Genomic DNA, 11,865 nt, shown 5'->3' on the forward strand with positions numbered 1-11,865 from the left:
TTTTCGGATTCTAGGTCGAAGCCTAGACTCGGTACAAGATCGTTAAGGTAATTAACCGAATCGACATCTAATAAAAACAACGGAGCGAATCATGCCCAAGAAGCTACGCAGTAATTTCCCCTACGGATCCTACTTGTGGGCTGTGCGCGCCGCCCAGTGGCGCGCCTTGGGCATTGAGGAGAGCGAGCTGGAAAAACCGAAAATCGCCATCGTGAACTCGTCCTCGAACCTGGCGATTTGCTTCAGTCATCTGGATGGTATCGCTGCCAGCCTCAAGCAATCGATACGCGATGCCGGTGCGCTGCCCTTCGAAATTCGTACGGCCGCGCCCAGTGACTTCATCACCGGTGCCGGTGCGGGAGGCGCCTATATGCTCGCCGCCCGAGACCTCATCACCAATGACATCGAAGTCGCGGTCGAAGGCGCTCAGCTCGACGGCATGATCTGCCTGGCCTCTTGCGACAAAACAGTACCCGGTCAGTTGATGGCCGCAGCCCGGTTGAACATTCCGACGCTGATCGTAGTGTGCGGATATCAGCCAAGCGGCGAATACAATGGCCAGCACGTCGATATCGAAGATGTATTCATCAGCTCCATGCACGTGGTCACCGGCAAACTGCCAGTCGAGGAACTGGCCGGCATGGCACGCAACGCCATCAGAGGTCCTGGGGTCTGTTCGGGCATGGGCACCGCCAACTCCATGCATCTGGTATGTGAAGCCTTGGGCATGGCCTTGCCCGGCAGTTCCCCTATTGCAGCAAATAGCCCGCAGATGTTCGATTTCGTTCACCAGGCAGGCAAGCGCATTGTGGAAATGATCGAGGAAGATCTCAAACCACGCGACATCCTGACGCCTGCTGCCTTTGCCAACGCCGTTGCGACAATTCTCGCCGCGGGAGGCTCGGTCAACACCATCAAACATATGCAGGCGGTGGCGGCTGAAGGTGGCATTGACGTGGACGTGTACCAACTCTTCAGGGAACTGGGAAAAAAGATACCGGTGCTGGTCGGCGTACGACCAGTGGGCGAACACAGCATTGAGCAAATGGAAGCAGCGGGGGGTGGTCGCGGGCTGCTCAAGCGCCTTGAACCTTTGTTGCACGGTGACGTGCTGACCGTCACCGGCAAAACCCTGACGCAAAACCTGCAGGGGGTGACCGTCAGTGACGACGAGGTGATCCGCCCGTTGCACGCTCCCTTTGCCACGCAACCGGCCATCGTGATGCTGCGCGGCAACATTGCCCCGCAGGCCGGCATCGTCAAATACGGCATCGACCCGCGCAAACCACGCCAGTTCAAGGGCCCCGCGATCTGCTTCGAGCGCTCCGCCGATGCCATCCAAGCGTTGCAGGATGGACGCATTCAGCCCGGCCATGTCGTGGTCATGCGGGGCGCAGGTGTACAGGGCGGGCCCGCCATGGGCGGTGGCGCCTCGAAGGTAGTGTTCGCCATTGACGGGGCCGGGCTGGGTGATCACGTGGCAATGCTGACCGACGGTCACCTCTCGGGGCTGGTGTGCAAAGGCCTGGTCGTGGCGGAGGTGGCTCCTGAGGCAGCCGTCGGTGGCCCCCTCGCACTGGTGGAAGACGGGGACATCATCGACATCGACCTGGATCTCAACACCCTTGACGCCAATATCAGCGAAACACAAATGCAAGCCCGACGCGCCCGCTGGATACCTGCGGCCCCCCAGTTCGGTGGTGGCTGGCTGGATATATACCGCCACAATGTGTCCTCCATGGAACACGGTGCGGTGTTGATAAAGCCACTGGATATCACCCATCCCGGGGAGCAACCGCAATGAAGTTGCGCGACGACGAAAAAGCCATGCTCGCTGGCGATCAAGGTCCGGCGGTGCAAAAAGCCATGGAATTGCTGGTGCGCTATGGCGAAGCCCTGGATGCGCAATGTCTGGTGGATACGCGCAATGTCGCCGGTACCATCGGAGCCACCACGCCCTTTCTGCGTCAGTACGCAGACCAAAATGGCGGCATGGATGCGGTGTTCAGCGAGTTCAACCTCGACAGCGCCGAGTTGGTCAAGATTCCTCGGGTCAAGGTCCCGAGCAGCCACCTGCAGCAAGGCATCGACCCCCGGCATGCTGTACGCCAAGGCATCTCGCCTGACGTGGTCCGCATCTATGAAACAGGTCAGGCTTACAGCAGCGGTCTGGGGGTACAACCCCTGAATACCTGTACGCCCTATCAAGTCGGCAACGTGCCGGTAAAAGGCGAACACTGCGCATGGATGGAATCCTCTGCGGTGATCTATATCAACTCGGTACTCGGTGCCCGCACCAATGCCGAAGGCCGGGAAAGCACGGGCGCGGCGATGCTGACCGGCAAGATCCCCTATTGGGGCCTGCACATCGAGGAAAACCGTCGCGGTACCCACCTGATCCAGCTGGACATAGACGTGAGTACCACGGCTGACTGGGGATTGCTCGGCTACTGGGTCGGCGAGCAGGTGCAGGACCGCATCCCGGTCATCCAAGGCGTGAGTCACCAACCCAACCTGGCTCGCCTCAAGCACTTCGGGGCGGCGGCGGCTTCCAGCGGTGGGGTGGAGATGTATCACCTGGTTGGGGTGACGCCTGAAGCCCAAACCAGCGAGCAGGCGTTTGGCGCGTCCCCTCCCCTGGCCGCAATACGCTTCGGCGAGGCCGAACGGCGCTGGGCCTACGAGCAAGTCAATATCACCGCTCGCGATGACGAGATTGACTTCGTGATGCTCGGTTGCCCGCACTACAGCCTCGAACAGATCTGGGAGGTCTGCCAATTGCTGGAAGGCCAACGCCTGAGTCCGAATACCGAGCTCTGGATATTTACGGCGGCGTCGATCAAGCAACTGGCCGACGTCGCCGGCTACACCCGCATCATCGAACAGGCCGGAGGGCATCTGATGACCGATACCTGCTCAGCCATTGGCAAGGTACTTCCCACGGGCACGCGGGTGGCGGCAGTCGATTCGGCCAAACAGGCGCACTACCTGCCGGCGATCATGGGTATCCAGGCGTGGTTCGGTAGCACCGCCGATTGCGTCCAGGCCGCCATCGAGGGCCGTTGGAAAGGAGTATTGAGATGAGCACAACCTTCACCCTCAAAGGCCGCAAGGTCGTCGGCGGCTGTTTCGAAGGCGAGGCCCTGGTGACCCGGGACCGCATCTCCGGCTGGGGCGGTATCGACCCGCGCAGCGGCACCGTCATCGAGACCCGTCACGAACTCAAGGGCATCAGTTTCGCCGGCAAAGTGCTGGTGTTTCCCGGCGCCAAAGGCTCGTCCGGCTGGTCTTCGCAGTTCCATATCGCCCGTCTCGCCGGCGTAGCCCCTGGCGCCATGTTGTTCAACGAAATGACCGCAAAAATGGGCCTTGGCGCCGTAGTCGTCCATGCGCCCGCCATGACCGACTTCACCGAAGACCCGTTGAGCCGGATTCAAACCGGGGATTGGGTTCGCGTCGACGCCGACGCCGGGACCGTTGAAGTGACTCCGCGTCAGCTGCAAACCGACCAGTTCGTATCGCAACACCCGACCGGGTCGGAGCGAACGCGAGACCTGTCGTAACCGGAATCTGCCAGCCGCAACAACCGCCCCGTGACCCTTGGTCATCGGGCTCGGGATCGGCTGCCCTTTTTACATCTCAAAGGTAGTTTTATGGCTCATGTCATTCGCACGGTACGCCGTACCAGCGCCCCCACCGCTCAACGCTTGCAGGCCGACGTATGCATTGCCGGCGCGGGTATTTCCGGTATTTCCGCCGCTCTGGAGGCCGCTGCGCTCGGCAAACGCGTAGTGCTGTTCGATGCCCTGCCGATGCTCGGCGGCCAGGCGGTCGGCTCAATTATCGGGACCTTCTGCGGACTGTTCTCCAATGGTCCGAACCGCCGGTTGCTGACCCACGGAATCGCCGACGATATCCTGCGTGACCTGGGCGCCTCGGGGGACTTGCACCAGGCCATTGGCCCCCTGACGACTGTTGTTTACTACGACGAAGTTGCCTTGGGTCGATGGATTGGCCAGAAAGTGCTCGACGCCGGGATCACCGTGGTGCTCGGTGCGGTGTTACGCGATGTCGTGCGCGAAGGTCCGCGGATCCGCGAAGTGGAACTGGCCACTCGCTACGGCGATGTGCGTGTCGCAGCCAACGGCTTTATCGACGCCAGCGGAGACGCGGCGTTAGTCTGGAATGCCGGACTTGCCTGTCGCGAGCCGGACACCCCCATCTATGGCACCCAGATGTTCGTCCTTGAGCATATCAATGAAGCGTACTTGCCCACCCGCGCGCAGTTCACCGAACGGGTCAAACAAAAAGCCAAAAGCTACGGTATCGAACGCGACGACGGACTGTTCTTTCAGTTCCCCGGCCGTGGCACCGCAGCCTTCAACATGACTCACATCGAAACGCCTCTGGATCCGGTGGCCGCTTCCCATGTCGCGATCGCCGGACGCCAGCAGGTGGACCAGGTGATCAACTTCCTCAAGTCGGAATACCCCGAGGCCTACAGCAAGGCCAAGGTACGGGCGTACGCGCTGCCAGGTATTCGCCAGACTCGCTGGATCGTCGGACATCACCATCTGACGACTGACGAAGTGCGGGCGGCGACGATATTCCCGGATGCGGTAGCTCGCACCTCCTGGCCGGTGGAATTGCACGGCAATACCAGCGGTTACCAGTGGGAGCCCTTTGGTGACGATCACGTTCACAGTGTGCCGTTGCGCAGCATGCTTGCCCAAGGCAGCGATAACCTGGTCGTGGCCGGTCGCTGCATCGACGCCGATGCGGCCGCGCTGTCGAGTGTCCGGGTGATGGGCCCCTGTATCGCAATGGGGGCCGCTGCGGCCCACGCGCTGGACCTCGCGGGCCCCGATGGCAGGTTGAGTGATATACCTGCCCCGGCATTGCGCGAGCGGCTGGCGTTCAATCTGGAATAGTGCTTAAAGCAGTTCGACGCGCCCACCATCCATAGGGGGGGCGCCACTCCAACAAAAATAAAAAATGCAGTGGAGAACGCACATGTCACAGTCCCGCACCCTGGACGTAGCGGCGCTTATAGAAGGTCGCAAACTTTCACGCTTCAACTACGTGGTGATTCTGGTCTCGGTTCTGATCACCTTCCTCGATGGTTTCGATTTGCTGGTGCTGTCGCACACGGCCTCCTACATTGCCGATGAGGTCGGTCTGGACAAGATCCAGCTGGGTGAGATTTTCTCCATCGGCCTGCTGGGAATGATGCTCGGTGGATTCTTCTTCGGCTACCTGGGTGACCGAATCGGGCGGCGTCCCACCATTCTTCTTTCCACCTGCTCATTTGGCGTGTTGACCTTGCTGTTTGCCTTGGCCAACAGCTATGAATCGCTGATGGTCCTGCGCTTTCTCAACGGCTTCGCCCTAGGTGCCATGCTGCCGTTGTGCTGGGCCTTGAACATTGAGTTCGTACCCAAGCGTTATCGCTCGACGGTGGTGACCATCATCATGGTCGGATTCAGCCTGGGCAGCGCGATGGCCGGCCCGATCACCGTCTGGCTGGCGCCGCATATCGGTTGGCAGGGCGTGTTCGTGTTCGGCGGTGTACTGACCCTGGCCGCCAGCGTGCTCCTGTTTTTCACCCTGCCCGAATCGGTGCGGTTTCTGGCCAGCAAACGCAAAGGCCCGGAAAAAATCACGGCAACGCTCAAGCGTATGGATTCGAGCCTGGATGTGCGACCTGGCGACCGCTTCGTCCTACTGGACGAGCCGGATCTGGGCCGCAAGGAATTTCGGGTCAGCCAGCTGTTTATCGGCCGCCTGAAATGGGTTACCCCGATGATCTGGCTGGGCTACTCCGCCAGTTCCATGGCCATGTACTTTCTCGCCTCGTGGAGTCCACTGGTCTATCAGTACGCAGGCTTTGACCGCGCGACAGCTTCGTGGGTCAGTTCGATCGCCTCGTTCAGCGGCGCAATGGCGGGCTTGGCGATGATGCGTTTCGTCGATACCCGCGGCCCTTACATGGTGATGATCTATCCGCTGCTGGCATTGCCTTTCCTGCTGGTATTGGGCATCACCGGCATGCAGGGCACCGCGTTCCTGATGCTGAGCCTGGTCGGGGCCGTGTTCGTCAAAGGCTCCCACTATGGAATCCTCAGTATCGCCGGGGTCTTCTACCCCAGCGCTATCCGCGCCAATGGCGCGGGCTGGGCCACCTCGATCGCCAAGATCGGCTCGATCCTCGGCCCATTGCTGGGCGCTTATGTACTGAACAGCGGAATGCCAGTGGTCAAGAGCTTCCTGGTCCTGGCCATATGTCCGGCAATGCTGGCCGCCTGTGCATTCGCGATCGGTCACCTGACCCGCCACGACCTTGCGGTGGATCCATTGCCCGCCCCGTCACAGACGTGACCGCCTGCCTCTGATTCACAACACCTTGAGCCACGCCTGCTGCGCCGCGTCGTCACCGACGCGGTCAGGCAAAACTCGCCCTGAATAATCGTCTTCCCTCTCCTGAGAGCAATAAAAAAATGAACAGGAATCTAGCCATCTTCACCGCATTTGCCCTCTTCTGCCACGGCAGCTACGCCCAGGCAGACTTTCTCAAGGACAGCAGCGCGACGTTGACCACGCGCAATTTTTACCTCAATCGCGACTTTCGCCAGAGTGGCGCCCCCCAGGCCAAGGCCGAAGAATGGACCCAAGGTTTCTTCGCCGAACTTCAGTCTGGCTACACCGAAGGTACCGTTGGATTTGGTCTCGACGCCTTGGGTGAACTGGGGATCAAGCTCGACTCGGGCCGAGGTCGACGGGGCACCGCACTGTTGCCCTACGGGCCCGACAGCAACCAGCCTGTCGACGAGTACAGCGAACTGGGGCTGACCGCCAAAATGCGTCTGTCCCAGACCCGGCTCAAGGTAGGAACCCTGATGCCGATTCACCCGCTGGCGTATTACAGCGACACCCGACTATTGCCCTCGACCTTCACCGGTGCCTACCTGACGTCGAACGAAGTCGAGAACCTGACCGTCACCGCAGCGAGATTGACAGAGGCTAACGGTCGCGACTCCTCCAGTAATGACGACATCAGCTATGCCGGCCAGAGCAGCGATCATCTGGACCTGCTCGGCGGAGACTATACGCTGGGCAAGAACCTGACCCTGCGCTACCACCAGGGTGAGCTGCAGGACATCTACCGCCAGCACTTTTCCGGAGTGATTCACGTCCTGCCACTGGGGGAAGGCATGAGCCTGCGCTCCGATTTGCGCTACGTCGACAGTAGCGACACAGGCGCGGCAAAAGCCGGGAAGATCGATAACCGCAACTTCAATGGCATGTTCACTTTGACCGTCGGGGCCCAGCGATTCGCCGCCGCGTTCCAGCACCTATCCGGAGACAGTGTGTTCCCCGTGATCGACACCGGTACTCCGTATGTGGCGAACCTCGTCACCTACAACTCCTTCACCAAAGCCAACGAAAAATCCTGGCAACTGCGTTACGAATATGACTTCGCCGCCCTCGGCATGCCAGGCCTGACGTTCATGACCCGATATGTGAAAGGCAGCGATATCCGCACCAGTACGGTCAACGACGGCACTGAGTGGGAACGTGATACCGACCTGACCTACGTCTTCCAGAGCGGTGCCCTGAAGGGCCTGAACCTGCGCTGGCGCAACGTCACGTACCGCTCTGGGGATGGTCTGACCCAGCAGCTCGATGAAAATCGCCTGATCGTCGGTTACACCTGGAAATTGTGGTGAACACGGCAAGCCGGAACACGCTCACTTGGGTCTTACTGTGTGGAGAGCAATCATGATCCCGTCACGCGCAATTGACGTCGCCGCCTTGATTGAGGGGCGCAAACTGTCGAGTTTCAACTATCTGATCATCTGTGTGTCGGTGCTGATCACCTTCCTCGACGGCTTTGACTTGCTGATGCTCTCCCATACCGCCGCCTACATGGCCGAGGACATTGGCCTGGATAAGTTGCAACTGGGCAACATCTTTTCCATAGGTTTGTTCGGCATGATGTTGGGTGGATTCTTTTTCGGTTATCTGGGTGACCGGATCGGCCGTCGCCCGACCATCATCCTGTCCACCAGCGCCTTTGGCCTGATGACTTTGCTGTTCACCCTAGCCGATAGCTACGCCTCGCTGCTGATCTTGCGCTTTCTCAATGGCTTTGCCTTGGGCGCCATGTTGCCACTCTGCTGGGCTCTGAATATCGAGTTTGTGCCCAAGCGCTACCGTGCAACCGTGATCACAATCATCATGGTTGGCTTCAGCCTGGGTGGCGCGGTTGCCGGCCCCCTGACCGTGTGGATGGCTCCACACTACGGCTGGGCCAGTGTGTTTGCGCTGGGCGGCATTGCAACGTTGCTTTCCAGTGTGCTGTTGTTCTTCACCCTGCCAGAATCGGTGCGATTTCTGGTGAGCAAGCAAAGACGACCCGAAACCGTGGCGCGGATCCTCAGGCGCCTGGATCCGGACATCGATCTTCGCGCCGGGGACCGCTATTTTCTTGCCGATGAAATCGACATCGGTCACCGACCATTCCGTGTCGGACAGTTGTTCATCGGCAAACTGAAATGGATCACTCCCATGATCTGGATTGGCTTTGGAGCAAGCTCCATGGCCATGTATTTTCTCGCGTCATGGAGCCCGCTGGTGTACCAGTACGCCGGCTTCGACCGGGCGACCGCGTCATGGGTGAGCTCCTTCGCCTCGTTCAGCGGCGCCATGGCCGGGCTCGTATTGATGCGAGTGGTCGACACCCGGGGGGCCTACGCCGTGATGATCTATCCCCTGCTGTCGTTACCTTTTCTGCTGGTCCTGGGCATTGGCGAACTGCAAGGAGACGCCTTTATTGCACTGAGCCTGATGGGCGCTATTTTCGTCAAAGGCAGCCACTACGGCATCACCAGCATCGCCGGGGTTTTCTACCCCAGTGCCATTCGCGGCAACGGCGCCGGATGGGCAGCGTCAATGGGTAAGATCGGTTCTGTATGCGGGCCGTTACTCGGGGCCTATGTGCTCAACAGCGGCATGCCCGTGGTGAAGAGCTTCGCAGTACTGGCTCTATGCCCTGCGGTACTTGGAGTGTGTGCCTATGTCGTGGCACGCATTGATCGGCGCTCAACCGTGAGCGCCGAGCTTGTGACCACGTCGCAGCCCTAGAAACACTCAACGCAGCAGCGACGCAGATCATGCAAGTCAAGGAGTCACGTCCACGACTTGCATGTAGCTATCCACCCGAGCAAGGGATCACGCGCTTGACCAGCTTACCGATGGTCATACCCTGGATCAGAATCGAAAACACCACGACCAGGTAGGTCATGCCCACCACGACATCGCGAGCATCCCCCGGTGGCAACGACAACGCCAGGGCCACCGATATCCCGCCGCGCAGCCCACCCCACGTCAGCACGCTCCAGGAGCCTTCAGGTAACCGGAAACGCTGCCCCAGGACCGCTATCGGTACGCCTACCGTCAACAGACGGGAGAACAAGGTCAGCACGATCACCATCAAGCCCGTGACAATGAGCGGACTGGTGAAGTGGATCAGAATCACTTCCAGACCGATCAGTACAAACAGGACCGCGTTGAGTATTTCGTCAATCAACTCCCAGAACATGTCGAGGTTTTTCTCGGTCTGCTCAGACATGGCATAAGAGCGTCCATGGTTACCGACGATCAACCCCATCACCACCATCGCCAACGGGCCGGACACGTGCAAATGAGTGGCCAGGGCATATCCGCCGAGCACAGCGGCCAGGGTGATGAGCACCTCCTCCTGATAGCTGTCGATACTCTTGAGCATGCGGAACGTGACGTACCCAACAACCGCGCCCAAAAGCGCACCGCCGCCCGCCTCCTCCAGCAAGAGCCGCGAAACGCCGGTAACGGAGGGCGCGTCGCCACTGGCGATCATCGCCAGAATCAGTGAGAACAGCACAACGCTGACCCCATCGTTGAACAGCGACTCTCCGGAAATCACCAATTCCACGCTACTTGGAGCACCGGCGGATTTCAGAATGCCCATGACCGCAATCGGATCGGTGGGTGAAATCAGCGCACCGAACACCAGGCAGTAGGCAAGCGGCAACTCCAGGTCGGTAAAAGACAGCAGCCACCATAGCCCGAACCCGATGAACAGCGTCGATACAGTCGTGCCAACCACAGCCAGGGACGCCACCTGCCATCGATAGGCGCGCAGTTGCGACAAGTCGACATGCAGGGCCCCCGCGAACAGCAGCAATGACAGCATGCCCTCCATCAGCAACTCGGAGAAATCGATGGACTCCACCAGTGATTGCTCAAGCGTGTGCAGGGAGTGAAAGCCCAGCGCATCGGAGGCCATGTTCAATAACGATAAGCCCAAGGCAATACCCATCACGCCAATGGCCGGGGGTAGCCCTACGTAGCGCCGATTGAGGTAAGCGAGTACTGCTGTGATACAGAGGAATATCGCAATAATGTCTAGCATTGGGCAGAGGGGTCCATTGGGTACATTTCAAGTGCGGCTAACGTTGCGTTCACAAAGCGCTGCGCCTGGCACCGACAAAAAAACTAAGCCGTTGCGCAAACAAGCCTTGCGGCAAGCGCTCTGAGCCGCTGCTTCTCTTCATCGAGCACCAACGCGGCATCGGCTCGCGCGAGCAAGCGATCAGCCTGCCTGGTCGCGGCTGCGCTGAACAATCCAGGATTGATCTGGCTGAGAGCAATCAGCGCCTTCATCATCCGAATATCCACTTCGACAATGCCGGCGCCATCTCTGGCAATGGGACCAAAAAAATCATCAAACAGGTCGTCAACGTTCAGGCCATGCAGGAACACACGGTCACATTCCGGTTGCGTTACCGCTTCATGAAGCTCAAACGTGCCCCAGCAGGCCAGGCTGCGAACACCACGGCCCAGCACGTCAATGGCCGTTCCGGAGTCGTTGACCGCACTTGATAAAGCCCGTGAGGCGATCTCCGAAAGCACTGACAGCCCGAAACGCGGATCATGTTCAAAGGTTCGTCGAACGCCGATGCTCAGGCAGGCGAGAACTTTACTGACGAGCGGGTCGTCCCCGTCGAGTCCTTCCTCGCTGGCTCGCGCGATATGGACAAGCGGCATGCCCGGGTGGACAAAACTGCCGGGCAAGATCTCCAGGAATATCTGCGCCTCGCCCCCCCTGGCAACCTCATTGAGTGCTTTTACATCGATATGCTGGACATAACCGGTGGTGCCGCTGACGACCGGCCGCGCAGACGACGGCATGACCCAACCGTCGGGGTATGCACAACCGCCAAGAAACGGCCATCGAACTCGATGGTTGATCGCGGCGATAGTCGCCTTCTCTACGCGATCAATCGTCTCGCCGACCCGCCCCAGTTTGGACAGATGATTGATCCAGCGCAAAAGCATGTACACGATCAGAATCACCACGCCGATCGTCACTGCGAACAGCAAGACGCGCCCTTGCCCGCCGTAAGCGCCGGTACTCAGCGCGATAATGCCGACCAGACTGAACAAGAAAGAGCCGATAAAAGTGGCGAGTGCGTTCTGCGTCGTGGTGTCTTCAATCACCAGCGTTGTGGCACGGGGCGTGGCGCCCGTACTTGCTGCACCATACGCCGCAACCATGATGCTCAAAGAGAAGGTGGTCACCGCGAGCATGCTGGAAGCGATGATGCCAAGGATGTTGTCGACGGCATCGGCGCCTATCCGGGCAGACAAAGAGAACGGAATCCATTCCTTGAGCGCGATGGCCAGCAACGCCGTGACCACGCCCAGCAGCGAAAACAACGTAGCCTTGAACCACAGCTGTTTAGTCAGCTGCGTCAACAGCCAGCGCCAGCGAGCAATCATGTTGTCTCCTTCTCAGTACGGTTGCAGGCGGGAAAATACCCG

Annotated in this window: 9 protein-coding genes; 7 read left to right on the forward strand and 2 right to left on the reverse strand. The window is 59.6% G+C overall.

Translation table 11 applies throughout. From position 1 onward, the window contains the following. Window positions 1-91: 91 nt before the first annotated feature. The 7 genes from MKS85_RS03490 to MKS85_RS03520 all read left to right on the forward strand — a co-directional run bounded on the left by MKS85_RS03490 (window position 92) and on the right by MKS85_RS03520 (window position 9,144). Window positions 92-1,804 (forward strand): dihydroxy-acid dehydratase, encoded by a 1,713-nt coding sequence (locus tag MKS85_RS03490; RefSeq protein ID WP_188250746.1) that lies wholly within the window; start codon window positions 92-94, stop codon window positions 1,802-1,804. Further along, window positions 1,801-3,084 (forward strand): aconitase X catalytic domain-containing protein, encoded by a 1,284-nt coding sequence (locus MKS85_RS03495; RefSeq protein WP_139049832.1) that lies wholly within the window; start codon window positions 1,801-1,803, stop codon window positions 3,082-3,084. The genes MKS85_RS03490 and MKS85_RS03495 overlap by 4 nt, the downstream gene beginning before the upstream one ends. Further along, the gene (locus MKS85_RS03500; RefSeq protein ID WP_310662704.1) at window positions 3,081-3,563 is read left to right on the forward strand and encodes an aconitase X swivel domain-containing protein; all 483 of its coding nucleotides are present in this window, start codon (window positions 3,081-3,083) and stop codon (window positions 3,561-3,563) included. Before MKS85_RS03495 ends, MKS85_RS03500 begins: the two co-directional genes overlap by 4 nt. 90 nt (window positions 3,564-3,653) lie before the next feature. Beyond that, window positions 3,654-4,931: an FAD-dependent oxidoreductase gene (locus MKS85_RS03505; RefSeq protein ID WP_047225576.1), complete on the forward strand. Its 1,278-nt coding sequence runs from the start codon at window positions 3,654-3,656 to the stop codon at window positions 4,929-4,931. Between the two features lie 82 nt (window positions 4,932-5,013). Further along, on the forward strand, window positions 5,014-6,378 hold the full coding sequence (locus MKS85_RS03510) for an MFS transporter (protein ID WP_047225575.1): 1,365 nt from the start codon (window positions 5,014-5,016) through the stop codon (window positions 6,376-6,378). A 119-nt stretch (window positions 6,379-6,497) separates the two neighbouring features. Continuing rightward, entirely contained in the window at window positions 6,498-7,727 is a 1,230-nt protein-coding gene (locus tag MKS85_RS03515) for an OprD family porin (protein ID WP_310662705.1), read from the forward strand. A 52-nt stretch (window positions 7,728-7,779) separates the two neighbouring features. Then, window positions 7,780-9,144, forward strand: coding sequence for an MFS transporter (locus MKS85_RS03520; protein ID WP_310662706.1), 1,365 nt, complete (start codon window positions 7,780-7,782; stop codon window positions 9,142-9,144). Between the two features lie 67 nt (window positions 9,145-9,211). Here the strand turns inward: MKS85_RS03520 and MKS85_RS03525 are convergent, their stop codons facing one another. Then, window positions 9,212-10,453, reverse strand: a complete 1,242-nt coding sequence (locus MKS85_RS03525; RefSeq protein ID WP_139049828.1) for a sodium:proton antiporter — start codon at window positions 10,451-10,453, stop codon at window positions 9,212-9,214. Window positions 10,454-10,536: 83 nt separating this feature from the next. Then, window positions 10,537-11,823, reverse strand: a complete 1,287-nt coding sequence (locus MKS85_RS03530; protein WP_310662707.1) for a DUF2254 domain-containing protein — start codon at window positions 11,821-11,823, stop codon at window positions 10,537-10,539. Between the last annotated feature and the right edge of the window lie 42 nt (window positions 11,824-11,865).

Origin of the sequence: Pseudomonas sp. JL2 (genome assembly GCF_031570495.1) — a bacterium.
In the GTDB taxonomy this organism is placed as follows: domain Bacteria; phylum Pseudomonadota; class Gammaproteobacteria; order Pseudomonadales; family Pseudomonadaceae; genus Aquipseudomonas; species Aquipseudomonas rhizophila.

Coding starts and splice junctions, on each gene's coding strand:
- MKS85_RS03490 (WP_188250746.1), top strand. CDS start 92: ATGCCCAAGAAGCTACGCAGTAATTTCCCCTACGGATCCTACTTGTGG.
- MKS85_RS03495 (WP_139049832.1), top strand. CDS start 1,801: ATGAAGTTGCGCGACGACGAAAAAGCCATGCTCGCTGGCGATCAAGGT.
- MKS85_RS03500 (WP_310662704.1), top strand. CDS start 3,081: ATGAGCACAACCTTCACCCTCAAAGGCCGCAAGGTCGTCGGCGGCTGT.
- MKS85_RS03505 (WP_047225576.1), top strand. CDS start 3,654: ATGGCTCATGTCATTCGCACGGTACGCCGTACCAGCGCCCCCACCGCT.
- MKS85_RS03510 (WP_047225575.1), top strand. CDS start 5,014: ATGTCACAGTCCCGCACCCTGGACGTAGCGGCGCTTATAGAAGGTCGC.
- MKS85_RS03515 (WP_310662705.1), top strand. CDS start 6,498: ATGAACAGGAATCTAGCCATCTTCACCGCATTTGCCCTCTTCTGCCAC.
- MKS85_RS03520 (WP_310662706.1), top strand. CDS start 7,780: ATGATCCCGTCACGCGCAATTGACGTCGCCGCCTTGATTGAGGGGCGC.
- MKS85_RS03525 (WP_139049828.1), bottom strand. CDS start 10,453: ATGCTAGACATTATTGCGATATTCCTCTGTATCACAGCAGTACTCGCT.
- MKS85_RS03530 (WP_310662707.1), bottom strand. CDS start 11,823: ATGATTGCTCGCTGGCGCTGGCTGTTGACGCAGCTGACTAAACAGCTG.